The organism is Pseudomonas sp. NPDC089534 (genome assembly GCF_044749305.1).
GTDB classification, from domain to species: Bacteria; Pseudomonadota; Gammaproteobacteria; order Pseudomonadales; family Pseudomonadaceae; genus Aquipseudomonas; species Aquipseudomonas ekonensis.
The window spans coordinates 12025-38502 of sequence record NZ_JBIVHR010000044.1 but is presented as its reverse complement, the minus strand read 5'-3'; the positions used below and the strand labels follow the sequence as shown (position 1 = coordinate 38502).

At 65.4% G+C, this 26478-nt stretch carries 27 protein-coding genes; 17 read left to right on the top strand and 10 right to left on the bottom strand.

Features of this window, described 5'->3' with window-relative positions:
* The first annotated feature begins 239 nt into the window (after nt 1-239).
* The 4 genes from ACIP0B_RS15465 to ACIP0B_RS15450 all read left to right on the top strand — a co-directional run bounded on the left by ACIP0B_RS15465 (nt 240) and on the right by ACIP0B_RS15450 (nt 4483).
* Nucleotides 240-1889 carry a phosphoethanolamine transferase gene (locus ACIP0B_RS15465; RefSeq protein ID WP_400833309.1) on the top strand — a complete coding sequence of 550 codons (1650 nt, stop codon included), beginning with the start codon at nt 240-242 and terminating at the stop codon, nt 1887-1889.
* Nucleotides 1890-2020: 131 nt separating this feature from the next.
* Nucleotides 2021-3154 (top strand): ribonuclease D, encoded by a 1134-nt coding sequence (gene rnd, locus ACIP0B_RS15460; protein WP_400833307.1) that lies wholly within the window; start codon nt 2021-2023, stop codon nt 3152-3154.
* Nucleotides 3151-3444 (top strand): YcgL domain-containing protein, encoded by a 294-nt coding sequence (locus tag ACIP0B_RS15455; RefSeq protein WP_085585079.1) that lies wholly within the window; start codon nt 3151-3153, stop codon nt 3442-3444. Before rnd ends, ACIP0B_RS15455 begins: the two co-directional genes overlap by 4 nt.
* Before the next feature lie 106 nt (nt 3445-3550).
* Entirely contained in the window at nt 3551-4483 is a 933-nt protein-coding gene (locus tag ACIP0B_RS15450; RefSeq protein WP_400833304.1) for a D-2-hydroxyacid dehydrogenase, read from the top strand.
* A 173-nt stretch (nt 4484-4656) separates the two neighbouring features.
* On the opposite strand, the gene ACIP0B_RS15445 is transcribed toward ACIP0B_RS15450, so the two are convergent.
* Complete coding sequence (locus ACIP0B_RS15445; protein WP_085585075.1) at nt 4657-5250, bottom strand: nitroreductase family protein; 594 nt, start codon at nt 5248-5250, stop codon at nt 4657-4659.
* Between the two features lie 280 nt (nt 5251-5530).
* Between ACIP0B_RS15445 and ACIP0B_RS15440 the strand changes: the two genes are divergently transcribed.
* Nucleotides 5531-5980 carry a YcgN family cysteine cluster protein gene (locus ACIP0B_RS15440; RefSeq protein ID WP_400833301.1) on the top strand — a complete coding sequence of 150 codons (450 nt, stop codon included), beginning with the start codon at nt 5531-5533 and terminating at the stop codon, nt 5978-5980.
* Between the two features lie 28 nt (nt 5981-6008).
* Entirely contained in the window at nt 6009-7238 is a 1230-nt protein-coding gene (locus ACIP0B_RS15435) for a hypothetical protein (RefSeq protein WP_400833300.1), read from the top strand.
* 221 nt (nt 7239-7459) lie between these two features.
* Here the strand turns inward: ACIP0B_RS15435 and ACIP0B_RS15430 are convergent, their stop codons facing one another.
* The 3 genes from ACIP0B_RS15430 to ACIP0B_RS15420 all read right to left on the bottom strand — a co-directional run bounded on the left by ACIP0B_RS15430 (nt 7460) and on the right by ACIP0B_RS15420 (nt 9035).
* Nucleotides 7460-7837 carry a DUF2892 domain-containing protein gene (locus ACIP0B_RS15430; protein WP_400833298.1) on the bottom strand — a complete coding sequence of 126 codons (378 nt, stop codon included), beginning with the start codon at nt 7835-7837 and terminating at the stop codon, nt 7460-7462.
* An 80-nt stretch (nt 7838-7917) separates the two neighbouring features.
* The gene (locus ACIP0B_RS15425; protein ID WP_085585067.1) at nt 7918-8388 is read right to left on the bottom strand and encodes an RNA methyltransferase; all 471 of its coding nucleotides are present in this window, start codon (nt 8386-8388) and stop codon (nt 7918-7920) included.
* A 275-nt stretch (nt 8389-8663) separates the two neighbouring features.
* Nucleotides 8664-9035, bottom strand: a complete 372-nt coding sequence (locus tag ACIP0B_RS15420; RefSeq protein ID WP_085585065.1) for a YajD family HNH nuclease — start codon at nt 9033-9035, stop codon at nt 8664-8666.
* A 139-nt stretch (nt 9036-9174) separates the two neighbouring features.
* Here ACIP0B_RS15420 and ACIP0B_RS15415 point away from each other — a divergent pair, with 139 nt between their 5' ends.
* Entirely contained in the window at nt 9175-9459 is a 285-nt protein-coding gene (locus ACIP0B_RS15415; protein WP_400833294.1) for a hypothetical protein, read from the top strand.
* On the opposite strand, the gene ACIP0B_RS15410 is transcribed toward ACIP0B_RS15415, so the two are convergent.
* Entirely contained in the window at nt 9456-9929 is a 474-nt protein-coding gene (locus tag ACIP0B_RS15410; RefSeq protein ID WP_400833291.1) for a cyclic nucleotide-binding domain-containing protein, read from the bottom strand. The two genes, ACIP0B_RS15415 and ACIP0B_RS15410, sit on opposite strands and share 4 nt — an antisense overlap.
* Before the next feature lie 203 nt (nt 9930-10132).
* On the bottom strand, nt 10133-12187 hold the full coding sequence (locus ACIP0B_RS15405; protein WP_400833290.1) for a S9 family peptidase: 2055 nt from the start codon (nt 12185-12187) through the stop codon (nt 10133-10135).
* Nucleotides 12188-12413: 226 nt separating this feature from the next.
* Between ACIP0B_RS15405 and ACIP0B_RS15400 the strand changes: the two genes are divergently transcribed.
* The 3 genes from ACIP0B_RS15400 to ACIP0B_RS15390 are packed head-to-tail and all read left to right on the top strand — an operon-like array spanning nt 12414 to nt 14260.
* On the top strand, nt 12414-12914 hold the full coding sequence (locus ACIP0B_RS15400; RefSeq protein ID WP_400833287.1) for an MFS transporter: 501 nt from the start codon (nt 12414-12416) through the stop codon (nt 12912-12914).
* 16 nt (nt 12915-12930) lie between these two features.
* Nucleotides 12931-13707 carry a class II glutamine amidotransferase gene (locus tag ACIP0B_RS15395; RefSeq protein WP_400833286.1) on the top strand — a complete coding sequence of 259 codons (777 nt, stop codon included), beginning with the start codon at nt 12931-12933 and terminating at the stop codon, nt 13705-13707.
* A gap of 10 nt (nt 13708-13717) precedes the next feature.
* On the top strand, nt 13718-14260 hold the full coding sequence (locus ACIP0B_RS15390) for a DUF2937 family protein (RefSeq protein ID WP_400833284.1): 543 nt from the start codon (nt 13718-13720) through the stop codon (nt 14258-14260).
* A 127-nt stretch (nt 14261-14387) separates the two neighbouring features.
* Here the strand turns inward: ACIP0B_RS15390 and ACIP0B_RS15385 are convergent, their stop codons facing one another.
* Nucleotides 14388-15302 carry a LysR family transcriptional regulator gene (locus tag ACIP0B_RS15385; RefSeq protein WP_400833282.1) on the bottom strand — a complete coding sequence of 305 codons (915 nt, stop codon included), beginning with the start codon at nt 15300-15302 and terminating at the stop codon, nt 14388-14390.
* Nucleotides 15303-15448: 146 nt separating this feature from the next.
* On the opposite strand from ACIP0B_RS15385, the gene ACIP0B_RS15380 reads away from it, so the two are divergent.
* The 4 genes from ACIP0B_RS15380 (at nt 15449) to ACIP0B_RS15365 (ending at nt 19185) form a co-directional block, all read left to right on the top strand.
* On the top strand, nt 15449-16735 hold the full coding sequence (locus ACIP0B_RS15380; RefSeq protein WP_400833280.1) for an MFS transporter: 1287 nt from the start codon (nt 15449-15451) through the stop codon (nt 16733-16735).
* Nucleotides 16736-16811: 76 nt separating this feature from the next.
* Entirely contained in the window at nt 16812-17564 is a 753-nt protein-coding gene (locus ACIP0B_RS15375; RefSeq protein ID WP_400833277.1) for a 5-oxoprolinase subunit PxpA, read from the top strand.
* Nucleotides 17561-18265, top strand: coding sequence for a 5-oxoprolinase subunit PxpB (pxpB, locus tag ACIP0B_RS15370; RefSeq protein WP_400833275.1), 705 nt, complete (start codon nt 17561-17563; stop codon nt 18263-18265). Before ACIP0B_RS15375 ends, pxpB begins: the two co-directional genes overlap by 4 nt.
* The gene (locus ACIP0B_RS15365) at nt 18262-19185 is read left to right on the top strand and encodes a biotin-dependent carboxyltransferase family protein (protein ID WP_400833272.1); all 924 of its coding nucleotides are present in this window, start codon (nt 18262-18264) and stop codon (nt 19183-19185) included. Before pxpB ends, ACIP0B_RS15365 begins: the two co-directional genes overlap by 4 nt.
* Before the next feature lie 316 nt (nt 19186-19501).
* Here ACIP0B_RS15365 and ACIP0B_RS15360 read toward each other — a convergent pair whose 3' ends face one another.
* The 3 genes from ACIP0B_RS15360 to ACIP0B_RS15350 all read right to left on the bottom strand — a co-directional run bounded on the left by ACIP0B_RS15360 (nt 19502) and on the right by ACIP0B_RS15350 (nt 22859).
* Nucleotides 19502-20680 (bottom strand): VWA domain-containing protein, encoded by a 1179-nt coding sequence (locus ACIP0B_RS15360; protein ID WP_085585044.1) that lies wholly within the window; start codon nt 20678-20680, stop codon nt 19502-19504.
* Between the two features lie 12 nt (nt 20681-20692).
* On the bottom strand, nt 20693-21538 hold the full coding sequence (locus ACIP0B_RS15355; RefSeq protein WP_085585042.1) for a MoxR family ATPase: 846 nt from the start codon (nt 21536-21538) through the stop codon (nt 20693-20695).
* A 241-nt stretch (nt 21539-21779) separates the two neighbouring features.
* Nucleotides 21780-22859: a DUF748 domain-containing protein gene (locus ACIP0B_RS15350; protein ID WP_400833269.1), complete on the bottom strand. Its 1080-nt coding sequence runs from the start codon at nt 22857-22859 to the stop codon at nt 21780-21782.
* A 139-nt stretch (nt 22860-22998) separates the two neighbouring features.
* Between ACIP0B_RS15350 and cysK the strand changes: the two genes are divergently transcribed.
* The 3 genes from cysK to ACIP0B_RS15335 all read left to right on the top strand — a co-directional run bounded on the left by cysK (nt 22999) and on the right by ACIP0B_RS15335 (nt 26408).
* Nucleotides 22999-23973, top strand: coding sequence for a cysteine synthase A (cysK, locus tag ACIP0B_RS15345; RefSeq protein WP_400833268.1), 975 nt, complete (start codon nt 22999-23001; stop codon nt 23971-23973).
* Between the two features lie 187 nt (nt 23974-24160).
* Nucleotides 24161-25099, top strand: a complete 939-nt coding sequence (locus tag ACIP0B_RS15340; protein WP_400833265.1) for an aspartyl/asparaginyl beta-hydroxylase domain-containing protein — start codon at nt 24161-24163, stop codon at nt 25097-25099.
* A 448-nt stretch (nt 25100-25547) separates the two neighbouring features.
* On the top strand, nt 25548-26408 hold the full coding sequence (locus tag ACIP0B_RS15335; RefSeq protein WP_400833263.1) for a DMT family transporter: 861 nt from the start codon (nt 25548-25550) through the stop codon (nt 26406-26408).
* Nucleotides 26409-26478: the final 70 nt, after the last annotated feature.

The window sequence follows — 26478 nt, the reverse complement described above, 5'->3', positions numbered from 1 at the left end:
GAATTTGTGGGCGCCGGGATTCTCTGTGGGAGCCAGCCTGCTGGCGATGGCGTCAGAGATGGCGCCACACATTCTGGGCAAAACTTGTGAGCGAATTGTTCTCAAATACTTCAGGCCAACTAATCGTTGGCTTCTTTTTCACAAAAAATTGATGGTTGCCTGCTTAAAGTTTTCCCCGCCTTGATCAATGAAATTTTCACAATTGATCACAGCGCTTCTTTCAGGAAATGCCTCTTTTTATGTTGAAGTTAAAAGCCGTGCGCCCGGAATGGGTGACGTTGTTGGCCAGTGCCTTTCTTTTGCTCGGATTCAACGGCGTGCTCTGGCAGCATCTGTCCGATATCACGTCGGCGGACGGCAAAGGCATCGCCATGCGCATCGCGTTCGGCGTGATGATCTTCGCGGCCTACAACATTGTGCTGACGCTGCTGGCGTTCCGTGCGGTGATGAAGCCGCTGCTGAGCCTGATGTTCCTGGTCAGCGCCGGCGTGGCCTACTTCATGAGCCAATACGGTGTCCTGATTGATGCCGGCATGTTTCGCAACTTCGCCGAAACCAACGCCACGGAAGTTCGCGACCTGCTGTCCCTGAAGTTGTTTGTTTATATTCTCCTGCTCGGTGTCCTGCCGTCCTGGCTGTTGTGGAAAGTACCGGTCAACTACCGAAAGTGGCACCGGGAACTGTTGAGCAAAGTTATCGTGGGCGTCGCCTCGGCGGCGGTCATCGGCGGGGTGGCGCTGGCCAACTACCAGGGCCTGTCTTCGTTGTTCCGCAATCACCATGAACTGCGCCTGATGCTGGTGCCGAGCAACTACATCGGCGCCTCGGCCGGTTACCTGCGCGAGCAGGTCGCCTCGGCGCAGCAGCCGTTCGTCAAGATCGGCGAAGACGCCCAACGCAATCCGTCGGTGCAGAACCGTCCGCGCAAGTCCCTGACCGTGCTGGTGGTGGGGGAGAGCGCCCGTGCGGAGAACTTCGGCATTCTCGGCTATGACCGGGACACCACGCCGCAGCTGAACAAGGAAGCCGGCCTGATCGCCTTCACCGACGTGCATTCCTGCGGCACCGAAACCGCCGTGTCGGTGCCGTGCATGTTCTCCGGCATGGGCCGCCAGGACTACGACGCCAGCAAGGCGAAGAACCAGGAAGGGTTGCTGGACGTGCTCAAGCGCGCCGGCCTCGACGTGATCTGGCGCGACAACCAATCGGGCTGCAAGGGCACCTGCGACCGGGTCACCGTGCAGGACGTCAGCAACCTCAAGGACCCGGCGCTGTGCGCGAACAGCGAGTGCCGCGACGAAATCCTCCTGCAAGGCTTGCAGGGCTTCATCGACCGCCTGGACAAGGACACCGTGCTGGTGCTGCACCAGATGGGCAGCCACGGCCCGGAATACTTCAAGCGTTACCCGAAGGAATATGAGCACTTCACCCCGGTGTGCGAAAGCAATGCCCTGAACAACTGCAGCCGCGAAAGCATCGTCAACGGCTACGACAACACGCTGGTCTACACCGACCATGTGCTGTCGAGCCTGATCGACGTGCTGCGCAGCAACCAGGACAAGGTCGACACCGCCATGCTGTACCTGTCCGACCACGGCGAGTCCCTGGGCGAATACAACCTGTTCCTGCACGGCACGCCGTACATGCTCGCGCCGGAGCAGCAGAAGCACGTGGCGATGCTGGCCTGGTTCTCCGACAGCTACCAGAAGGCCTTCTCGGTCGACACCCACTGCCTGCAACTGAGCCGCGACAAGCCGTTGAGCCAGGACAACCTGTTCCACTCGATGCTCGGCCTGCTGGAAGTGCAGAGCAACGTCTACCGGCATGACCTGGACCTGTTCGCCGGATGCCGCGGGGCGGTGATCGACGGCGTGCTGGCCAAGGACTGAGCCTTCAGATACGTCCTGTCAGACTATTCTTGCTCTCAAGCAGGAGATTTCATCCAAGCTCCTGCCCTGCAGAGGCGCGGAAAGCGCCGGCGGCGATATATACTGCGCGCCATTCTTCAAGGGAGAGCCGTGTGGCCATCGATATTCACTGGATTCGCGACAACGATAGCCTGGCGCGCCTGTGCGCCGAGTGGCAGCAGTTGCCCTTCGTGGCCCTCGACACCGAATTCATGCGGGTCGACACCTTTTACCCGATCGCCGGCCTGCTGCAGGTCGGCGACGGCCGGCGCGCCTACCTGATCGACCCGCTGACCATCGACGCCTGGCAGCCGCTGGCCGCGCTGCTGGAGAACCCGGCGGTGGTCAAGGTGCTGCATGCGTGCAGCGAAGACCTCGAGGTCCTGCTGCGCCTGACCGGCAGCCTGCCGGCGCCGCTGTTCGACACCCAACTGGCCGCCGCCTACCTGAACCTGGGTTTCTCCATGGGCTATTCGCGGCTGGTGCAGGAAGTGCTCGGCATCGAGTTGCCCAAGGGCGAAACCCGTTCCGACTGGCTGCAGCGGCCGTTGTCCGAAACGCAGATCAGCTACGCCGCCGAAGATGCCGTGCACCTGGCGGAAGTGTTCGTGAAGCTGCGTCCGAAACTGTCCGACGAACGTTGCGCCTGGGTGCTGGAGGACGGTGCGGAACTGGTCGCCAACCTGCGCCGCGAAACCGATCCCTACGACGCCTACCGCGAGGCCAAGCTGGCGTGGAAACTGTCCCGTGCGCAACTGGCCGTGCTGCGTGAGCTGTGCGCCTGGCGCGAGCGGGAGGCCCGGGCCCGCAACCAGCCGCGCAACCGCATCGTGCGCGAGCAGTCGCTGTGGCCGCTGGCCCGCACGCAGCCGGACAACCTCGGCGCCCTGGCCAAGATCGAAGACATGCACCCGCGTACCGTGCGTCAGGACGGCGAATTTCTGCTTGATCTGATCAAGCGCTCTGGCAGTGTCTCTCCTGACCAGTGGCCGCCGGCCCTGCCCGAGCCGCTGCCGATCGAGGCCGCCGCGCTGATCAAGCGGTTGCGCGCCATCGGCCAGGCCGAGGCCGAGCGCCTGGCGATCGCGCCGGAACTGATGCTGCGCAAGAAAACCCTCGAAGCGCTGGTCAAGAGCGGCTTCCCCGAGGGGCCCTACCAATTGCCTGATTCGCTGCGTGGCTGGCGCCGCGAATTGATGGGCCAGAAGCTGCTCGACAGCCTGGCCTCCGCCGGAGAACAGCCTTGAAACAGATTTGCTCGATCTACCGCAGCCCGAAGAAAAACGAAATGTACCTGTACGTGCTCAAGAGCGACGCGCTGGAGCGCGTGCCGGAGCCGCTGCTGGCCGCTTTCGGCAAGCCGCAGCACGCCTTTGACCTGGTGCTGACCCCGGAGCGCAAACTGGCGCGCGAGGACATCGCCGTGGTGCTGGAGAACCTCGACAAGCAGGGCTATCACCTGCAGATGCCGCCGGCCGAGGACGAGTACATCGAACACCTGCCCGAAGAGTTGCTGCGACGCAACGACCCGGTCTGATCCGCGGGGCCCGGTCCCGGGCCCCGGCTTCCCCTGGAACTGATTTTCACGGCGATGGCTGCCACGAAGCGGGCGGCCGTCTGCACGGTTTGCGAAAGGTTTGAACATGCGCGTTCTGATTGCCGAACACGACCACGCGGTATATGCCCGACTGTTGCGTCAGGCGGCGCCCGGGCTTGAGGTGCTGACCAGCGGCGACTCCGCCGAGCTGGCCCGCCAGGCCGTCGACTGCCCGGTGTGGCTGGGCCAGCCGGACCTGTTGGCGACCCTGCTGCGCCAGGGCCACCGGCCGCGGTGGCTGCAATCGACCTGGGCCGGCATCACGCCGCTGCTGGCCGACGGCCTCAACCGGGATTACCGGCTGACCCGTGCGGTGGGCATCTTCGGCCAGGTGATGGCCGAGTACGTGCTGACCTACATGCTCGGCCACGAGCGCGAAGTGCTGGCGCGGCTGGTCAGCCAGGTCGAGCGCAAGTGGGACAGCCGTACCGGCCAGAGCCTGGTGGGGCGCAAGGTGCTGATCGTCGGCACCGGCGACATCGGCCAGAGCGTGGCGCAGTTCCTGCGGCCGTTCGGCGTCGAGCTGTACGGCATCGCCAGCAGCGCCCGGGAGCAGGCGCCGTTCGTCGAGGTCGGTTCGATGGCCGATCTGCCGCGCCTGGTCGGTGAGGTGGATTACGTGGTCAACCTGCTGCCGAACACCCCGCAGACCCACGATATCTACGATGCGGCGCTGTTTCGGCAGTTCAAGCCGACGGGGCTGTTCATCAACGCCGGACGCGGCGTGGCGGTGGTCGACGGGGATCTGGTGGAGGCCTTGAAGGAAGGGCACCTGGCCGGCGCGGTGATCGACGTCTGCCGTCAGGAGCCGTTGCCGCAGCGGCATCCGTTCTGGACCGCCTGGGGCCTGCTGCTGACCGGGCACAGCTCGGCGCCGACCTCGCCGCCGATGATGGTGCAGCTGTTCCTGGAGAACCTGAAGGCCTATGAGGCCGGAGAGCCGCTGCGCGGAGAAGTGGACTTCGCTCGGGGCTACTGATGCGCGATGGACGATAGACGCGGTGGGGGCTGACTTGCCTGCGATCACGGCGTGTCAGTCACCGCTGAGGTGTCTGGCGAATCGCGATCGCGAGCAGGCTCGCTCCCACATGGGATCTGCATCCCTGTGGGAGTCAGCCTGCTGGCGATGGCGTCAGCGAGGAAGCAAAGGCCTCAGAGGGTGAAATCGCCCTCGGCGGCCAGCTCGCTCAGCGGACGGCGCGGGCTCGGCACCTCGCGGGCTTGCAGGTATTCGGCCAGGGTGGCCTTGTCGCCCAGCTTGCCCACGGCAACGGCCGCGTGCAGCGCGTAACCTTCCGGAATGTTCAGCTCCTTGCGGGTCAGCTCCTGGTCGAAGCCGGCCATGCCGTGGGTGTGCCAGCCGCTCAGGCTCGCCTGCAGCGCCAGGTGGCCCCAGGCCGAACCGGTGTCGAAGGTGTGCCACAGCGCCGGGGTCTCTTCGGCGGCGCCCGGTGCGGTGAAGGTGGTCTTGGAGATCACGATCACCAGGGCCGAGGCGTGCTGTGCCCAGGCGCGGTTGAATTCGTTGAGCAGGCCCAGGTAACGCTCCCAGTTCGGCGTGTCGCGGCGGGCGTAGAGAAAGCGCCACGGCTGCGAGTTGTAGGCCGACGGCGCCCAGCGCGCGGCTTCGAAGAAGCTCAGCAGGGTTTCCTCCGGGATCGCTTCGCCGGTGAAGGCACGGGGCGACCAGCGGTCGGTGAACTGCGGGTGAATGGCGTAATCGGCAACGCGAGGGTTGGCACTCATCAAGAGATTCCTTGCTACGTTTGAGTAAGAGAGTCGAACCGGAACCCGGCGGGACCAGGCGGACTGGTCGATGGGGTTCCGTTGAGCCGTGCGGTTCGCCGGACGGCAACGCGGTCGAGCGTTGATGGCACCCGGGCGGGGCTTGTTGCGACAGGCAAAGCTACTTGGCCCCGCGGGAACTGACAAGCCCGGCGCAACCGGCAGTCGCCGACGCTTGGTCCGCCGGGCCTTGGGCACTAGACTGGCGGCCTTTTCACCACCTGATGTTGATGCTTGAGCCATGGCCGCCAAAGTCGAACCGTTCTGGATACGCAAAACCCTCGATCAGCTCGATCCGGAGGAATGGGAATCGCTGTGCGACGGCTGCGGCCTGTGCTGCCTGCAAAAGCTTGAGGACGAAGAGGACAACAGCGTCTACTACACGCGCATCGCCTGCAAGCTGCTGGACCTCAAGACCTGCCAGTGCAGCGACTACCCCAACCGCCGCGACTTCGTGCCGGACTGCATCCAGCTCACGCCGGGCAAGGCCGACGAGTTCAAATGGCTGCCGCCGACCTGCGGCTACCGCCTGGTCAGCGAAGGCAAGGACCTGCCGTTGTGGCACCACCTGGTGTGCGGCGACCGCGACGCGGTGCACCACGAACGCATTTCCCAGTCCGGGCGCATGCTCGCCGAAGGCAGCGTGCCGGAAGACGACTGGGAAGATCACCTGATTTTCCGCGCCGGATAAACCTTCACGGATTCGCAAGGGAGTATGCATGGCTTCGGGATGGCGTCAGGTAATGGCCGCAGGCCTGCTGGTTGTGGGTGCACCGGTATGGGCGGCGCAGAAAGTCGAACTGGATTACCGCGTGCGCCTGTTGCCGCAGAGCGACCAGGCCGAAGTGCGCCTGACCCTCGCCAAGGGCGAGGCGGTGCGCAGCCTGGATTTCGACCTCGGCGACGGCAGCCGCTACAGCGATTTCAAGGCCGACGGCCAATGGCAGCTGAATCCGGGCAAGCAGGCGCGTGGCGTATGGCGTCCGGCGGCGGACAAGGCCAGCCTGACCTACCGCGTGCGCATCAGCCACGGCCGCAAGAGCGGCAGCTTCGACACGCGCATGACCCCGGCCTGGGCGCTGCTGCGCGGCGATGAACTGGTGCCGCCGGCCCGGCTCGATCAGCAGGACGGCACCGAGCTGGTCTCGCGCCTGCAATTCGATTTGCCCGACGGCTGGAAAAGCGTCGAGACCGCCTGGCCGCGCATCGGCAAGGACAAGTTTCGCATCGACAACCCGTCACGCCTGTTCGACCGCCCCACCGGCTGGATGCTCGCCGGTCACCTCGGCAGCCGCCGCGCCCGGCTGGGGGAAACCGAAGTCACCGTGGCCTCGCCCAAGGGCCAAGGCATGCGGCGCATGGATGTGCTGACGTTGCTGACGTTCGTTTGGCCGCAGGTGCAGGCGCTGTATCCGCAGCATCCCGGCAAGCTGCTGATCGTCGGCGCCAACGACCCGATGTGGCGCGGCAGCCTGGGGGCTCACGGTTCCGTTTACCTGAACACGCGTTTACCGCTGGTCAGCGAAAACGGTGCCAGCGCCGTGCTGCGCGAACTGAACCAGGTGATGGGCCGGATCAACGACGGGCAGCGCAGCGACTGGATCAGCGAAGGGTTCGCCGAGTATTACGCCGTCGAACTGGTGCGCCGCGCCGGCGGCATGAGCGACGACCGGTATCAGGCCTGGCAGGCGAAGCTGACCACGGACAGCCATGGCGTCACCACGTTGCGCGGCGCCCAGGCCAGTGCGGCGCAGGTGGCCAAGGCCGTGCTGCTGTTGCAGGAACTGGACCGCGAGATCCGCCTCAAGACCCGCAACAAGCGCTCGCTGGACGATGTGCTGCGCGGGGCGATGCAGGCGGGGCGGGTGGATGCCCCGGCGTTCGTGCAACTGGCCGAGGGCGTCATCGGCGAGTCGTCCAGGGTGCTCGACAGCGCATTGCTCCAGTAACGCCGCCATCGCCAGCAGGCCGGCTCCCACAGGGTTGAGTGGTGCACACCGATTCTGCAGACACTTGCATTCTCTGTGGGAGCGGGCTTGCCCGCGATGGCTGCAGCCCACCCAGCATCGATGCATCAGACAGAAATCGCCGGCAGGCCGGCTCCCACCCTTTCCCCTGTGGGAGCCAGCCTGCTGGCGATAGGGCCATTCAGCTCAATGCAGGTCCCGGGTCAGACCCCGGCCTTCGGGGACTTCACCGACTCGTTGCCGGTCACCGTCGCCGTGCGGGTCGCGGCCTCGGCATTGGCCTTCAAGGTGCGCAACTCTTCGCCGGCCCGCTCGATCTTCGCCCGCACGTTGTTCATGTCCTGACGGCTCTTATCCAGCAGGCTCTTCACCGAACTGTGGCCGGTGAGGCCGCGGGCCATGGCCGCGCCGCCGATGGCCACCTGGATCAGGCCGAACACGCCGCCGCGGCGCAGGCCCTTGCCGACCATCAGCACGCCGCCGGCCAGCGAGCCGATGCGTTCCCAGCCCTGGACGTTCTGTTCGGAACGGCTCTGGAACGGGGTGGATTCGATGCGTTCGACGCGTTTGAGTTCGCTCATGATCTGTCTCCGGGCGTTGGGTGGGGATATTCAAGCTGACTGCACGGGCGGTCGGCTCGTTCCGTCGGATGTGCGGCGCCTCAGCGGAATTTCGGCCCGGAGCGGGTGTTCAGGCCCTTGGCCATGCGGTCGTAGAGCACAACGTTGACCGTGGCGGCCAGGTTCATGCAGCCGGTGGTGGGGATGTACACGACGTCTTCGCACCAGTCGCGGATCTCCTTGTCCAGCGAGCCGTCTTCGGGGCCGAAGATGTACAGGGCGCGATCCGGGTGGGTGTACTCCGGCAGGGCGCGGGCGCCGTCCACCAGCTCCACCGCGACCGGCACGCAGCCCAGCGGCAGGATCTTCTTCAGGTCGTCGATGCCGATCAGCGGGATGTCGTAGTGCACGCGCTTGGTGTCGGTGACGAAATCGGCGGCGCGCTCATAGCGCTTGCCGGTGTAGAACACCGACGCCACGCCGTAGCAGCCGGCGGCGCGCATCACCGAGCCGACGTTCTCCGGTGATTTGGGGTTGAACAAACCAATGCAGCTGTACCGTTTGTCTGCCACGAGCGGGGTGCCTTCGGAAAAAAGAGGGCGATTATACGGGGATTGGGGAGGAGGGGGGCAGGTTCGGGATCTGTGGTGTCTGTCCCGGCCCCATCGTCGGATCGCCGCCCGCGGCAAGCCCGCTTCGGCATGGGGACTGATGCCGGACATGAAATGTGGGAGCCAGCCTGCTGGCGATGGCGTCAGTGAGGGCGCCATCGCCAGCAGGCTGGCTCCCACAGTGTCATGTGCACCGCCGTTGGCCTGTGACGAAGCCTGCAAGCCAGCGAAGAACCTCAGTCGTCCTTCTTCATCATCCCGGCCAGCGCCGCAAACGGGTTGTGCGTGGCCTTGGCGATCTTCGGCGTGCTCAGCGAGCCTTCGCCGAAGTACTGCTGATCGGTGTAGCGCGAATGTTCGTTGTCGTGGCAGTACAGGCACAGCAGCTCCCAGTTGGAGCCGTCCTGCGGGTTGTTGTCGTGGTTGTGGTCGCGGTGGTGCACGGTCAGTTCGCTCAGGCGCTTGCCGGAGAACTCCCGGGCGCAGCGTCCGCACACGTGCGGGTACATCTTCAGGGCCTTGTCGCGGTAGCCCATTTCCTTGTCGCGCTGGTTGTCGGCGAGGATGCGGTCCAGTTTCGAGGTGTTGGTCGGGGTCGACGAACTCATGGGTTCACCTTGGTAAAAGACTAATGACGGTTACAGCAGAGTTTAGCCCAGGGGCCGCAGGATCCTGCAAGAAAGGACAGGCAGCCGGATCCGGTTGGGAGTAGCCTGTGCACAGACTCAGGCCAATACGGAGCCCTGAATGAAGCGCACCATTCTAGCGGTCATTGCGATGGCCGCAATCTCGATCCCGCAGGTCCAGGCCCAGCAATCGGTTCCGGTGGCGCCGCCCGGCCAGCCCGGTTCGCCCGGCACCGCGACGCCGACCCCGTACCCGCAGATCAGCCCTGTGCCGGTGCCCAAGACCGGGCCCGGCAGCGGCGGCCCGCCGCTGGTGCCGATCGAAATGCCCAGCCCGCCGACCAAGGATCAACCCTTGCCTGGGCTTGAGCCGAATGACGCCAAGGGCAAGTCCCCCGGCGGCTAGATCTGCTGCGCCGCCAGTTGCCCGTCGGCCATGCGCAGGCGTTTGGACAGCGAGACGGCGAGGGCGCGGATGATCTTGGCGGCGATCTTGGGCGCGTCGTTGAGCATCTTCTCCAGGGAGTCCTTGCCCAGGTTGAGCAGCTGGCAGTTGCTCGCCGCCACGCAGGTGGCCGAGCGGCGTTCGCCGTCGAGCACGGCCATTTCGCCGAAGGCCCGGCCGCTGCGCAGGGTGGCCATGGTCACGGTCTGGCCGTCGCCGTTGGTCTTCTGCACCGCCACCTGGCCTGTGTGAATGATGCACATGAAGCTGCCGGCATCGCCTTCGCGGAAAATCGCTTCGCCTTCGGCCACGGTGCTGATGCTGAAGTAGCCCGAGGCGGCGGCGAAGTCCGCCGGCTGCAGTTGGTCGAACAGGCCGCAGTCCATCAGCCAGTCGCGGATTTCGTTGTTGAGCAGGGTCGGTTCTGACATGTCGTCGCGGTCTTTTTTGTTTTCACGGTTTCCAGGCATCGCACAGCCCGTTGCAGGCGCAAGCCTGCTCGCGACAGCGTCCTGCCAGTCCCCCTCGAGGTGAATGACAGATGGCTATCGCGAGCAGGCTCGCTCCCGCAGGGCTGTATGAACTATCGGCCTGCGGTGTCGGGAATTAAGACCCGACTGACCGGCGGAGTTCCTCAGGCGATCCCCAGGACCTTGAAGAGAAATGCATATTCGAGGGCTGCGTCACGCAATCCCTGATAGCGCCCGCTCATGCCGCCATGGCCGGCGCCCAGTTCGGTCTTGAGCAGCAGGAGGTTGTCGTCGGTCTTGGTGGCGCGCAGTTTCGCCACCCACTTGGCCGCTTCCCAGTACTGCACGCGGCTGTCGTTGTAGCCGGCGATCACCAGTGTAGCGGGATACGCCCGGGCGGTGACGTTTTCGTAGGGCGCGTAAGCCTTGATCCGCGTGTACACGTCCGGCTCCTCGGGGTTGCCCCACTCGTCGTATTCGGTGACGGTCAGCGGCAGCTCCGGGTCGAGCATGGTGTTGAGCACGTCGACGAACGGCACTTCGGCGATCGCCGCGCCGAACAGTTCCGGACGCTGGTTGAGCACCGCGCCGATCAGCAGCCCGCCGGCGCTGCCGCCGCTGATCGCCAGTTGCGGCGAGGAGGTGAAACCCTCGGCGATCAGGTGCTCGGCGCAGGCGATGAAGTCGCTGAAGGTGTTGTGCTTGTGCTCCTGCTTGCCGGCGCGGTACCAGGCCTCGCCCAGTTCGCCGCCGCCGCGCACGTGGGCGATGGCGAAGGCCATGCCGCGGTCCAGCAGGCTCAGCCGTGCGTGGGAGAACCACGGGTCGAGGCTCGAGCCGTAGGCGCCGTAGCCGTACAGGTACAGCGGCACCGGCTGGCCGAGCTTCTCACGTTTGACCACCAGGCTGATCGGCACCTGGGTGCCGTCCGGCGCCGTGGCCCACAAGCGCTGGCTGACGTAGGCGTCGGCATCGAACGGGCCGAGCACCGGGGTCTGCTTGAGCACGGCCTGTTCGCCGCTGGCCAGGATCAGTTGGCGCACCTGGGCCGGTCGGTTGAGGGCTTCGTAGCGCAGGCGGATGCGGTCGCTGTCGAACTCCAGGCTGTTTTGCACATAGAGGCTGTAGGCCGCGTCCGGCAATTGCACGCGGTAGGGCGCAAGGCCCTGCGGGCGGACTTCGATGACCGGCAGGCCGCCTTCGCGCAGGCTCAGGGTCAGGGCGCCGGCGTTCAGGCTCAGGCCGTCGAGCATCACCGTGTCGCTGTGGGGGATCAGGTTCCGCCAGTCGGCTTCGACCGGGGCGCGGCCGGTGTCGGGGGCCTGGTACAGCGCGAAGTTGATGCCGTCGCGGTTGGTGCGGATGAACCACGTCCACTGGCCGTCGAGCTGGCCGTGGTCGACGTCGTACTCGTGATCCTCGACCCGCGGCGCCAGGCAGGCGAACGCCTGCTGCGGCTGGTCGGCATCGAGCGCCCAGACTTCGCTGGTGGTCTTGCTGCCCAGGGACAGCAGCAATTGCCGCTCGGAGCTTGCCCGGTAGCAATGCAGGAAGAAGCGCCCGTCCGGCTCGTGGAACACCTCTTCGGCGGCGGTGCCGTCCAGCCGGTAGCGGAACAGCTTGTACGGGCGGTGGGTGTCGTCGAGCGTGCCGAAGAACAGGGTCAGGCTGTCGTTGGCCCAGGTCATGCTGCCGTCGCAGTCCTGGAATTCCAGTTCGCTGACCTTGTCGCTGGACAGTTCCTTGACGAACAGGGTGTAGATCTCATCCCCCGAGGCATCGACGCTGTAGGCCAGGCGCTGATGGTCCGGGCTGACGCTGAAAGCGCCGAGGGAGAAGAACCCGCCGTTGGCCAGCGCATTCGGGTCGAGCAGCAGTTGCTCGCGGCTTTCGTCCAGGGTCAGGCTGCCGTCGGCCGGGCGCGGGCAGCGGTAGTGGCGGGCGTATTCGTCGCCGGCGGTGGTGCGGGTGTAGTACAGGAACGGCCCCCAGGGCGAGGGCAGCGACAGGTCGGTTTCCAGGATGCGGCCCTTGATCTCCTCGAACAGGGTTTCGCGCAGGCCTTCCTGATCGGCGGTCTGCGCCTGCTGGTAGGCGTTTTCGGCCTTGAGATAGTCGAGCACCGCGTCGGTGTCGCGCTCCTGCAGCCAGGCGTAGGGGTCGGCTCCGGGGGCCTTGCGGGCGATCGGGGCGCTGGGGGCGTTGACGGATGCGGGCATGGAGGGCTCCAGGACAAAATTCGGAAATGGGGTGTTCGCAGGCCGGGCCGGCATGGCCGACCCCTTGGGAGCCCGCCTGCCGACGGTGGCGGACAGCCAGGCAGCATCGGCGCCGAATGCGCCGGCCTCATCGCCGGCAGGCGGACTCCCGCAGGTTGCATGTCTTATGGAGCAAGCCTGCCGTGCGAAAAGCCGTTACTATAAGCGCCTCTTTGCCTGCCTTGCCATGGACACCATGACCGAGAACGACTATCTGATCGCCTGGGGCCTCTACGCCTTCGCCGCCTTGGGCTGCCTGCTGGTGTGGATGCGCATGACCCGTTGGATGTGGCGCTGGCTGCGCGAGCCGCTGCGGCTGCTGATGGCCGTGCTGCTGTTCGCCCCGACCATCATCGACCCGGTGAAGGAAAAATACGCCCCGGCGGTGGCCATCACCGCGTTGGACCTGCTGTTCAAGGTCGGCAATAACGCCTGGCGCGCGATTTCCGAACTGCTGATGTACGGCATGATCGCCTTCGGCATCTACCTGATTTTCGTGCTGATCCGCTTCCCGATCGAACGGGCCTCCAACGCCCGCAAGGAACAGGCCGAAGCCGCCCGTGCAGCGGCCCGCGCCGAAGACGAGCGGGACGCCGACCGACCGTTCGGCGGTGCCGGCGACGACCGCTACGGCCGTCCGCCCGTGCCGGGCAACCCGCAGCGCATGCGGGTCGAGCCGCGTCTGTAACCACGGGAATCCGCACATGTGTGAACTATTGGGCATGAGCGCCAACGTGCCGACCGACATCGTGTTCAGCTTCACCGGGCTGATGCAGCGCGGCGGCCGCACCGGGCCGCACCGCGACGGCTGGGGCATCGCGTTCTATGAAGGGCGCGGGCTGCGGCTGTTCCAGGATCCGGCGGCCAGCTGCGAGTCGGAAGTGGCCAACCTGGTGCAGCGTTACCCGATCAAGAGCGAAGTGGTCATCGGCCACATCCGCCAGGCCAACGTCGGCAAGGTCTGCCTGTCCAACACCCATCCGTTCGTCCGCGAGCTGTGGGGGCGCAACTGGTGTTTCGCCCACAACGGCCAGTTGGCGGACTTCGCGCCGGTGCAGAGCTTCTACCGCCCGGTCGGCGACACCGACAGCGAGGCGGCGTTCTGCGATTTGCTCAACCGCGTGCGTGCAGCTTTTCCGGAACCGGTCGATATCGAAGTGCTGCTGCCGGACCTGGTCGCCGCCTGCGCCGAATACCGCGGCAAAGGCGTGTTCAACTGCCTGCTCAGCGACGGCGACTGGCTGTTCTGCTATTGCTCGACCAAACTGGCGCAGATCACCCGGCGCGCGCCGTTCGGCCCGGCGCGGCTCAAGGACGTCGACGTGATCGTCGATTTCCAGGCCGAAACCACGCCCAACGACGTGGTCACGGTGATCGCCACCGAACCCTTGACCGAAAACGAAACCTGGACCCGCTACGAACCGGGCCAGTGGAGCCTGTGGCGGCGCGGCGAATGCGTCAGCCACGGCAAGACCGAATAAGGATCCTGCGATGTTGCTCAGTTATCTGCGGCTGGTGTTGTTTGCGGCGGGCCTGTTGGTCGGTGTCCAGGTGCCGGGGTTCATCAACGACTACGCCAAGCGGGTCGAGGCCCACCTGATCGAGGCGCAGACCGGTCTGCGCGGCTTCCAGGGCACCGCCGAGCAGTTCTTCAAGGGTGACCTGCAGGCGCTGGTCGCCCACTACCGCGCCAGCGAAGACCCGGTGTTCCGCAGCGACGCCGACAGCCTGAGCACCTTGCTCAACCGTCAGCTCGCGCTGGACAAGCAGTTCCAGGCGATGCAGGGGCCGTGGTACATCCGCTTCCTGCAAGTGGTGCTGGCCGCCGACCCGGACATCCGCAAGGAAACCTGGAACGGCTACAGCTACCAGATCCTGCTGACCCCGGAGGCGATGATCTGGGGCATGAGCGGGGCGATGCTGCTGTCGTTCGGCCTGGAATGCCTGTTCCGCCTGATCGACTGGGTGGTGCTGGGCGGCAAGCGCCTGCGCCAGAGCCGGCCGATCGAGGAGCGCGACCTGCGCGGCCTCTGACCAAGGGAGCTTGCCGTAGTGAGGGGCTTGCCGTGGCGAGGGAGCTTGCTCCCGCCGGACTGCGCAGCAGGCCCCTTTCTTTGCGGCTGCTGCGCACCCGAGCGGGAGCAAGCTCCCTCGCCACAGGTCATTTCGACAGGACGATGTAACCCTCGCCGACCTTGCGCGCATAGGCCTCCAGCACTTGCTGGCACAGGGTCACGATCTCCTCGACCCACTCCACCCCGATCCGCCACGACACCACCACCTGCAAGTCCTGCGGCCGCTGCCCGATGTCGAGCAGGGTCAGTTCCCCCCGCGCCAGTTCCTCGGCCACCAGCACCGGCGGCAGGGCGCCGATGCCGAAGCCGTCGCGCAGCAGGCGGGTGATCGCCGACACCGAGTTCACGCAGTTCAGCCGAGGCGCCGGCACGCCCTCGGCCTGCATCAGCGCGAGGATGTCCTGGTGGGGCCGGGAGTTCTTCGAGTAGGTGATGATCCGTTCCTGCGCCAGGTCCGCCAGGCTGGTGTAGTCACGGTTGTAGATCGATTGGCTGGCGACGATCCAGCCGACGGGATGGCTGGCCAACGCCAGGCTGCGCACGCTTTCCTGGCGCACCAGGTCAGTCTGCAGGATCAGGTCAAGAAAGCCTTTTTGCAGTTGATCGCAGAGGTTCAGCGACGTATCCGCCACCAGCTCGATTTCCACCCGTGGATACAGGTCGGTCATCTGCGCCACCAACGGGCTGAGCCAGGTGTGGATCACCGTGTCCATCACGCCGATGCGCACCCGGCCGACCTTGCTGGAGCGGGTTTCGATCGACTGCTTCAGCGCCTGCATCGTGTCGAGCATCCGCTCGGCGTACTCCAGCACCTTCAGGCCTTCGGGCGTCAGGCTGACGCCCCGGGAGTCGCGCACGAACAGTTTCACCCCGAGTTCGCCTTCGAGCACCGCGATGCGGCTGGAAATCGAGGCCTGGGTGGTGAACAGCTTGTCGGCGGTCAGGCGAAAGCTCTTCAGGCGGGCGACCCAGACAAAGGTCTCGAGAAACTTCAGGTTCATGGGATCAAATTTTTCTTATGGCTAGGGCGGGTTTTTATTCGTTGGACGCAGCAGGGCGGTGCGCCCAAGAATCGGCGCATGCGGTTCCCACGATAGGCGTCGTCGGGACTACGAACAAGACCAATAAAAGCCTGCGGAGACTTGCCATGAGTGCGCCCGACACCCTCGACCTCCCCAAGACGACGGCCCGCCCCGGCCCGTTCGACTGGTACCGCAACATCAACCAGCAAGAGCGCCGCACCTTCTGGAGCTGCAAGATCGGCTACGGCCTCGACGGCATGGACACCCAGATGCTCAGCTTCGTGGTGCCGACCCTGATCGCCATGTGGGGCATCACCACGGGCCAGGCCGGGCTGATCCACACCAGCACCCTGATCGCGTCGGCCATCGGCGGCTGGGTGGCGGGGATCCTCTCCGACCGCATCGGCCGTGTGCGCACCCTGCAACTGACGGTGCTGTGGTTCGCCTTCTTCACCTTCCTCTGCGGCTTCGCCCAGAACTACGAGCAACTGCTGATCGCCCGCACCTTGATGGGTTTCGGTTTCGGTGGCGAATGGACCGCCGGCGCCGTGCTGATCGGCGAGGTGATCCGCGCCAAGGACCGCGGCAAGGCCGTGGGCATGGTGCAGTCGGGCTGGGCCCTGGGCTGGGGGCTGACGGCGATCCTGTATGCGCTGCTGTTCTCGGTGCTGCCGGCCGAAGACGCCTGGCGGGCGCTGTTCATCCTCGGCATCGTGCCGGCGGTGTTCGTGATTTTCGTCCGGCGCCTGGTGAAGGATCCGGAGATCTACCGCGAAGCCAAGGCCGCGCAAACCCCGGAGAACCCGTCGAAGTTCTATGAGATCTTCGCCCCCGGCATGCTCTTCACCACGTTCCGCGCCTCGTTGCTGACCACCGGTGCGCTCGGCGGCTACTACGCCATCACTTCCTGGCTGCCGACGTTCCTGAAGAACGAGCGCGGCTTGAGCGTGCTCGGCACCGGCGGATACCTGGCGATGGTGATCGTCGGCTCCTATGCCGGCTACGTGATCAGCGCCTATCTGACCGACCTGCTGGGGCGCAAGAAGAACTTCATCCTGTTCGCGGTGGGTTCGTTCACCATCGTGCTGCTCTACACCCAGGTGCCGGTCAGCAATGGCGTGATGCTGTGGCTGGGGTTCCCGCTGGGCTTCTTCGCCTCGGGGATCTTCAGCGGCATGGGCGCGTTCCTGACCGAGCTGTTCCCGACCCGCATCCGCGGCTCCGGCCAGGGTTTCTGCTACAACGTCGGCCGGGCGCTGGCGGCGCTGTTTCCCTTGCTGATCGGCCTGCTGAGCCAGAAGGTGCCGCTGAGCCTGGGCATCGGCGCCTTTGCGGCGGTGTCCTACGGCGTGGTGATCCTCGCGGCGCTGAGCCTGCCGGAAACCCGTGGCAAGCAACTGGACGCGCAGTAACTGATAACCTGCGGGACGCGGCCTGATGGCAAGCGTCCTACGGCAGAAAAAGATCAAAGCTACAGGAGTGTTCACCGTGAACCGCCTGCTATTGAATTGCGACATCGGCGAGAGTTTCGGCAGCTGGACCATGGGGCTGGATGCCGAAGTGATGCCCTTCATCGACTGCGCCAACATCGCCTGCGGTTTCCACGCCGGCGACCCCGGCATCATGCGCAAGACCGTGAGCCTGGCCCTGAGCCACGGGGTGAGAATCGGCGCGCACCCGGCCTATCAGGACCTGGTTGGGTTCGGCCGGCGCTCCATGGCCTACAGCGCCCAGGAACTGCAAGACATCCTGCATTACCAGATCGGCGCCCTCGACGGCATCTGCCGCGCCCAGGGCGGGCGGGTGAGCTACGTCAAACCCCACGGCGCGATGTACAACGACATGATGGCCAACCCCGCCCAGCTGCGGGCGGTGATCCAGGCCGTGGCGGCGTATGACCGCTCGCTGCCGCTGATGCTCATGGCCACCCGCGACAACTCGGCGGCGCAGCAGTTGGGCGACGAGTACGGCGTGACGCTCTGGTTCGAGGCCTTCGCCGACCGCGCCTACGACAGCGCCGGGCGGCTGGTGTCGCGCCAGTTGCCGGGCGCGGTGCATCACGATCCGGAAACGGTGGTGCGCCAGGCGCTGACCATCGCCCGCGCAGAGCCCCTCGTCGCCAGCGACGGCACGGATCTGCTCCTGCACGCCGACACACTGTGCGTGCACGGCGACAACGCCGCTTCCGTGGCCGCCGTGCAGCGCATCCGCCAGGCCTTGAACGAGCAGGGCGCAGCATGAACCCACGGGTGGAAGTGGTGGCGCTGGATTGCCTGATGGTGCGCCTGTTCGATGAGATCGCCGAAGCCAACATGCCGTGGATGCTGGCCGCCGCCGAGCGGTTGCGCGCGGTGTTCGGCGAAAGTCTGATCGATCTGGTGCCGTCCTACACGACGCTGATGGTGCATTACGACCTGACGGCCCTGAACCCGGTCCAGGCGCGGGAGCGGATCGCCGAGGCCTTGCGCGGGCTGTCGCCGAACACGGGTTCCGCAGGCCGCTGCCATGTGCTGCCGGTCTGGTACGACCTGAGCGTCGGCCCGGAGTTGAGCCTGCTGTCCCGGCGCAGCGGGTTGGCGGTGCAGGAGGTGATCCGCCGCCACAGCGCGCGGGAATATCAGGTGTTCGCCCTCGGTTTCGCCCCCGGTTTCGCCTTCATGGGGCTGGTGGAAGAGGTGCTGGCCGCGCCGCGGCTGGACACGCCGCGCAAGAAGGTCGCCGCCGGCAGTGTCGGCATCGCCGAGCGCCAGACTGCGGCGTATCCGGCGGTGTCCCCCGGCGGATGGAACCTGATCGGCCGCACCCCGGCCAGGCTGTTCGACCGTGACCGCGAGGGTTACAGCCTGATGCAGCCCGGCGACACCGTGCGGTTCGAGGCGGTGGACCATGCCGAGTTCATCCGCCTCGGCGGTGACGACACGCCACTGGAGGCCCTGGCATGAGCCGACTGTCGATCGAAGCGAGCACGCCTTTGTGCCAGTTGCAGGATGCGGGGCGGTTCGGTGTGCGCCATCTTGGGGTGACCCAGGGCGGCGCGGCGGACTGGCGCTCGATGGCCTGGGCCAACTGGCTGCTGGGCAACGGGCTTGACCGGCCGGTGATCGAGATCACCCTCGGCGGTTTTGCCGTGGCGGCGCAACAGGACTGCGTGCTGGCGCTGGCCGGGGCCGACCTCGGCGCCCGGATCGACGGCGAGCCGCTGTTGCCCTGGCGCAGCTTCACCTTGCGTCGGGGGCAGACGCTGCAGTTCACCCAGCCGTTGAGCGGCGCCCGCGCCTATCTGGCGGCGCCCGGCGGTTTTGCGGCGGCGCAGGTGCTGGGCAGTTGCTCGACGGTGGTGCGCGAAGAACTGGGCGGTCTGGAGGGGCGGGGATTGCCGTTGGCCAGAGGCGCGCTGCTTGACTGTCACGACGCCACGTTGCCGCTGCGTGAGGTGCCGCCGGAGCATCGGCCGGACCTGGCCCTGAAGGCGCCGCTGGATCTGGTGCTGGGCGCGCAGATTGGCGAGTTCAGCGGGCAGAGCCTGTTCGATGCGTTCAACAGTGCCTGGACGCTCGACAGCCGGGCCGACCGCATGGGTATCCGCCTGCTGGGCACGCCGTTGCAGTATCAGGGCCGGCCGATGATTTCGGAGGGCATTCCCCTGGGGGCGGTGCAGGTGCCGCCGGACGGCCAGCCGATCGTGCTGCTCAATGACCGGCAGACCATCGGCGGTTACCCGCGGCTGGGAGCGTTGACGCCGTTGGCGCTGGCGCGGCTGGCGCAGTGCCTGCCGGGGGCGCAGGTGCGGTTGCGACCGGTGGTGCAGGAAACCGCGCACCGTGAGCAGGTCGAGTATCTGCGGCGTTTCGTCGAACGCTGAGCGCTTAGCCGGCAGGTTCTGTCGGCGGGCAACTGTTGCGGCGTCATCACCGACGCCATCGCCAGCAGGCTGGCTCCCACAGGTTTCGTGGCGTACGCAAGGTTTGTGGACGGCCGGGATCACTGTGGGAGTGGCGGTGCGACGATTCGACTTGCCCGCGAAGAGGCCGGGGCATCCGGCACCGGGGTGTCAGACCGGTCGCCATCGCCGGCAGGCTGGCTCCCACAGGTTTCGTGGCGTACGCAAGGTTTGTGGACGGCCGGAACCTCTGTGGGAGCCAGCCTGCTGGCGATGACGTTCGTCCGGGCGACCAGGATTATTTGGACAGGAACCGCATCCCTTCCTCCAGCCCGCGCAACGTCAGCGGGTACATCTGATCCTCGATCAGGTCGCGCACGATGTTGGTCGAGGAGGTGTAGCCCCAGGTGTCTTTCGGGTACGGGTTGATCCAGATGAGCTTCTTGTACTTCTCCATGAAGCGCTGCATCCACACGTAGCCCGGCTCTTCGTTCCAGTGCTCGACGCTGCCGCCGGCCTGGGTGATCTCGTAGGGCGCCATGGCGGCGTCGCCGATGAAGATCACCTTGTAGTCGGCGCCGTACTTGTGCAGCAGATCCATGGTCGAGGTGCGCTCGGAGGTGCGGCGCATGTTGTTCTTCCACACCGACTCATAGATGAAGTTGTGGAAGTAGAAATACTCCAGGTGCTTGAACTCGGTCTTGCAGGCCGAGAACAGCTCCTCGCAGATCTTCACATGGGCGTCCATCGAGCCGCCGATGTCGAACAGCAGCAACAGCTTGACCGTGTTGCGCCGCTCCGGACGCATCTGGATGTTGAGCAGGCCGGCGTCGCGGGCGGTGTGGTCGATGGTGCCGTCGATGTCCAGCTCCTCCGCTGCGCCCTGGCGGGCGAACTTGCGCAGGCGGCGCAGGGCGACCTTGATGTTGCGGGTGCCCAGCTCCACGGAGTCGTCGAGGTTCTTGTACTCGCGCTGATCCCAGACCTTCACGGCCTTGCCCTGGCGCTTGCCGGCGTCGCCGACCCGGATGCCCTCGGGGTTGAAGCCGCCGGAACCGAACGGGCTGGTGCCGCCGGTGCCGATCCACTTGTTGCCGCCGGCGTGGCGTTCCTTCTGTTCTTCCAGACGCTTCTTGAACTCTTCGATCAGCTTGTCGAGGCCGCCGAGGGATTGGATCTGCGCGCGTTCCTCGTCGGTCAGCGAGCGCTCGAACTCCTTGCGCAGCCAGTCTTCGGGAATCAGCGCCTGGAGGTGGTCGTCGAGCTTCTCCAGGCCGTTGAAGTAGGCGCCGAAGGCCCGGTCGAACTTGTCGAAATGGCGCTCGTCCTTCACCAGGATCGCCCGGGACAGGAAGTAGAACTCGTCCATGTCGGCGAAGGTCACGCGCTGCTTGAGCGCGTTGATCAGGTCCAGCAGCTCGCGCACCGACACCGGCACCTTGGCTGCGCGCATTTCGTTGAACAGGTTGAGCAGCATGGCGTCAGCCTCTTAGCGGGTGCCGCGACGGCTCATGAAGGCCAATCGCTCAAGCAGTTGCACGTCCTGCTCGTTCTTGACCAAGGCGCCGGCCAGCGGCGGGATGGCCTTGGTCGGATCGCGCTCGCGCAGCACCGCTTCGCCGATGTTGTCGGCCATCAGCAGCTTGAGCCAGTCCACCAGTTCGGAGGTCGAGGGCTTCTTCTTCAGGCCCGGCACCTTGCGCACGTCGAAGAACACGTCCAGCGCTTCGCTGACCAGGTCCTTCTTGATGTCCGGGTAGTGCACGTCGACGATTTTCTGCAGGGTGGTGCGGTCGGGGAAGGCGATGTAGTGGAAGAAGCAGCGGCGCAGGAAGGCGTCCGGCAGCTCCTTCTCGTTGTTGGAGGTGATGATGATGATCGGGCGCTTCTTGGCCTTGATGGTCTCGTCGATCTCGTAGACGTAGAACTCCATCTTGTCGAGTTCCTGCAACAGGTCGTTGGGGAACTCGATGTCGGCCTTGTCGATCTCGTCGATCAGCAGGATCACCCGCTCCTCGGACTCGAAGGCTTCCCAGAGCTTGCCCTTCTTCAGGTAGTTGCGCACGTCGTGCACCTTGTCCACGCCCAGCTGCGAGTCGCGCAGGCGGCTGACCGCGTCGTACTCGTACAGGCCCTGGTGGGCCTTGGTGGTGGACTTGATGTGCCAGGTGATCAGCTTGGCGCCGAACGACTCGGCCAACTGCTCGGCGAGCATGGTCTTGCCGGTGCCCGGTTCGCCCTTGACCAGCAGCGGCCGCTCCAGGGTGATGGCGGCGTTGACCGCCAGCTTCAGGTCATCGGTGGCGACGTAGGCCTGGGTGCCTTCGAACTTCATCTGCTAATCCTCGAACGGTGACGCCGGCCTGAACGGGCAGGGCGGGGGCGAAAAAAACGGATGACCCGACTATAACGCGCAGCCCGGCCGACTGTGAACGCAGACGGCGTATTCAGTCTCTGAATGGGGCGTCACATGTTGACTGGGTTTCGGCCGATGGATGGCATCGGCGACGGCGGCTTGAACGGTCTGCCCCTGTGGCGAGGGCGCTTGCTCCCGCTGGGCTGCGCAGCGGCCCCCGTCAGTCACCCGCATCGGGTTTCGGCCGTTCATACCGGGCATTGAACGCCTGGATGAAGCCGTTGCGCAGGATCTGCACAAACGCCTCGAACGCGCTGATGTCCTGGCGGTGGACGCTGCCGTTGAGTTCGACGCGGGTGGCGAACTGGTTCTTGCCCTGGTTTTTCAGCACGGTTTCGGTGCCGCCCACCAGCGCTTCCCAGATCGAGCGGAACAGGCCTTTGTTCTGGTCTTCCACGTCCTGCTGCCAATTGAACACGTCGACGTCGCGCAGCAGCGGCTTGATGTAGCCGCTGAGCCGGGCCTTCTCGGCCCGGGCCTCGATCACCACGTCGCCGTGGCCGGCGTTGAAGTCGAATTTGCCGTAGGCCGAGGCGAAGTCGTTCAGGCGCCTGAGTTCGATGTCGCGGGCGCGCAGGCGGAACTCGAAGTCTTCGAAGTTGCTTAGGGGATCGAACGTCGCCAGGGTTTCCAGCGGCGCGTGGCCCAGCAGCAGGGCCTTGCCCTCCAGGCGGGCGTCGCGCTTGCCTTGGGTGTCCGCCACGTTGGTGAGGTTGCGCACGCTGGCCTGGACGTGGGTGGCGCTCATGTCGACCGGTGGCTTGGCGTTGAAGTTGCGAAAGCGGATGCGTCCGTCGTCGATCTGCACTTCGTCGAGGGTGATCGGCAGCAGCTTGCCCAGTTGGGCGCGCCAGTCGGTGCCTTGGCCGGTCTGGGAATTCTGCTTGTTGGCGCCGCCATCGACGAAGTTCACCTCGGGTTTGACGAATTTGACCCGTGCCACCACCGCATGGTCGTGCCACAGCGAACGCCAGCTGACCGACAGGTCGATCAGCGGCGCGTCGACGAACGGCACCGGCACCATGCCCGTGACCTTGACGATCTTCAGGCCGTTGATCTTGTAGGCGCCGCGCCACAGGGCGAGGTCGACGTCGGTGATCCGGCCGCGGTAGTCGCCCATGTCCGCCAGTTTGTCGTTCAGGTAGTCGCGCACCAGCCAGGGCAGGGTGACGTGCAGGGCGACCAGCAGCGCCACGACGGTGGCGAACGTCCACAGGGGCCAGCGGTAGCGGCGCTTCATGACGGCAATTCCCGCAGGGTTTAAAGCGATTGACTGCCGCCCGCCGCAGTCGTTCGGCCGGATGGGGCCGGGCTGGACTGGCCGGTGCAACAGGCTTACCTTGGAGAGCTGAATTCAACGCTGTCTTAAGGACCCAGCCATGAGCCGCATTTTCGCTGACAACGCCCACTCCATCGGCAACACGCCGCTGGTGCAGATCAACCGGATCGCCCCGCGCGGCGTGACCATCCTGGCCAAGATCGAAGGGCGCAACCCGGGCTACTCGGTCAAGTGCCGGATCGGCGCGAACATGATCTGGGACGCCGAAAGCAGCGGCCGGCTCAAGCCGGGCATGACTATCATCGAGCCGACCTCGGGCAACACCGGCATCGGTCTGGCGTTCGTCGCGGCGGCCCGCGGCTACAAGCTGATGCTGACCATGCCGGCCTCGATGAGCATCGAGCGGCGCAAGGTGCTCAAGGCGCTGGGCGCCGAGCTGGTGCTCACCGAGCCGGCCAAGGGCATGAAGGGCGCCATCGAGAAGGCCAACGAGATTGCCGCCAGCGATACGGGCAAGTACTTCATGCCGGCCCAGTTCGACAACCCGGCCAACCCGGCGATCCACGAGAAGACCACCGGCCCGGAGATCTGGAACGACACCGACGGCGCCATCGACGTGCTGGTGGCGGGGGTGGGAACCGGCGGAACCATCACCGGTGTCTCGCGGTATATCAAGAACACCCAGGGCAAACCGATCCTGTCGGTGGCGGTGGAGCCGGTGGCGTCCCCGGTCATCACCCAGGCGCTGGCCGGCGAGGAGATCAAGCCCAGCCCGCACAAGATCCAGGGCATCGGCGCCGGTTTCGTGCCCAAGAACCTGGACCTGTCGATGGTCGACCGGGTCGAGCAGGTCACCGACGACGAGTCCAAGGCCATGGCCCTGCGGCTGATGCAGGAAGAGGGCATCCTGTGCGGCATTTCCTGCGGCGCGGCGATGGCGGTGGCGGTGCGGTTGGCCGAGACCCCGGAGATGCAGGGCAAGACCCTCGTCGTGGTGCTGCCGGACTCCGGTGAGCGTTACCTGTCGAGCATGCTGTTCAGCGATCTGTTCACCGATCAGGAGAACCAGCAGTAAGGCCAAGGTTGATTCAAGTCAGCCAAGGTTCAGGACGCGTATGTTAAGAAGTGCTTTGTTGCGCAATCCTTAACACTGAATCTTGGCTTGGGCGGGTTTTTCCCGGCGCCGGTAGTGTTTATCATGGCCGGCTGCCATGTCGGGCAGATGGCATTGCGCAGCGTTGTCTATTTTCAAGGAGTTGTTGATGACCTTTCCGTTGGCCGCCAAGGTGTCGGTGCTGTTGCTGTTTGTGGGCAGCATTCTCTACGTGCATTTGCGCGGCAAGGCGCGTTTGCCGGTGCTGCGTCAGTTCGTCAACCACTCGGCGCTGTTCGCCCCGTACAACACGTTGATGTACCTGTTCTCGGGCGTGCCGTCCAAGCCGTACCTGGACCGCAGCAAGTTCCCTGAGCTGGATGTGCTTCGCGACAACTGGGAAACCATCCGCGACGAGGCCATGCACCTGTTCGACGAGGGCTACATCCGCGCCGCCGAAAAGAACAACGACGCCGGTTTCGGCTCGTTCTTCAAGAAGGGCTGGAAGCGTTTCTACCTCAAGTGGTACGACAAGCCGCTGCCGTCCGCCGAGGCCCTGTGCCCCAAGACCGTGGCGCTGGTGAGCGCGATCCCCAACGTCAAGGGCGCGATGTTCGCGCTGTTGCCGGGCGGCAGCCACTTGAACCCGCACCGCGATCCGTTCGCCGGCTCCCTGCGCTACCACCTCGGCCTGTCGACGCCCAACTCCGACGATTGCCGGATCTTCGTCGACGGCCAGGTCTACGCCTGGCGCGACGGTGAGGACGTGATGTTCGACGAGACCTACGTGCACTGGGTCAAGAACGAGACCGACAAGACCCGCGTCATCCTGTTCTGCGACATCGAACGTCCGCTGAGCAACCGCCTGATGACCCGCATCAACCGCTTCATCAGCGCCTGGCTGGGCCGGGCCACGGCTCCCCAGAACCTGGACGACGAACGCGTCGGCGGGATCAACCAGGCCTACGCCTGGAGCAAGAGCTTCAGCGACACGTTCAGCGGCGCGGTCAAGCAATGGAAACGCCGCAACCCCAAGGCCTACCGCGTGATGCGGCCGGTGCTGGCGGTGGTGGTGCTGACGTTGCTGGGGTATTGGCTGTTTGGGTGATACCCGGCCGGAAACGAAAAAGCCGCTCCCGACGAGCGGCTTTTTCATGCCCGCGAATCCGGGGCGACGTGCGCGGCGTTCGGTCGTCGCGCCCAATCGTTGCATTCTGTGTCACCGGCTGGTTATAGTCGGCCTCCGTGAGCCTTCGGCTCACCCTCTCAATCTGCAAAGAAGATCAGCCCAGATGCCTGCATCCCCTGTCAACGCGGTAGTCGATCCGGCGGTCAACGCTGGCGTCGTGCCGTGCGGGAACCGGCAGCCTGTGCAGATCAGTCATTACCCTCCACCACCTGTCAGTGGCACGCCGGTGCGCGCAGTCGCACCGCCACCGGGCGTCGTGGTTTCGGGCTGATCGGCGTTTTCTGCCGTCTCCCGTGCCCGCCCGGAAAAACCTACTGAATTTCAGCTTCGGCTGAGTTGGCTATTTGCCTGACTACAGGTGGCATGCATGTTTGTCCTTTCGAAAAAATCCGCGCTCGCGGCGGCGTCCACGAGCCTGTTCGTCCTGCTGTGGAGCAGCGGGGCGATCTTCTCCAAATGGGGCCTGGCCCACGCGTCGCCCTTTGCCTTTCTCCTGCTGCGTTTTGTGATCGCCCTGTGCGGGCTGGCGTTGCTGGTGCCGTTGCTCAAACTGAGGCTGCCCAAGGGCGGCAAGCCGATGCGGTATGCGATGGCCACCGGCGTGGTGTTGCTGGGGGCTTACCAGATCTTCTATCTGCTGGCCCTGGACTGCAAAGTCACGCCGGGAGTAATGGCGACGATCATGGGGGTGCAGCCGATCCTGACGGTGGTGATCATGGAGCGGCAGCGCTCGGCCTCACGGCTGTTCGGTCTGGCGCTGGGGCTCGCGGGGCTGGTCATGGTGGTCTATCAGGGCATCGGCCTGGCCGGCCTGTCGTGGGCCGGCATGCTGTTCGGCCTGCTGGCGCTGGCGAGCATGACGTTCGGCTCGATCATGCAGAAGCGCATCACCGACAACCCGCTCGGCACGCTGCCGGTGCAGTACCTGGCCGGGTTGCTGCTGTGCGGGATCTTCGTGCCGTTCCAGCCGTTCCACTTCGAGCGCACGGCCGGGTTCGTCGTGCCGGTGCTGTGGATGGGGCTGGTGGTGTCGGTGCTGGCGACGCTGTTGCTGTACCGGCTGATCGCCCGGGGCAATCTGGTGAACGTCACCAGTCTGTTCTACCTGGTGCCGGCGGTGACGGCGGTGATGGACTATCTGATCTTCGGCAACCGTTTGGCGATGCTGAGCGTGCTGGGGATGGCGCTGATCATCGTCGGCCTGGCGTTCGTGTTCCGTAAGGCCTGATGACGGTCGTCGCTCGCAGGCAGGTTCCCACAGTGTTCTTGCGATCTCTGTGGGAGCCGGCCTGCCGGCG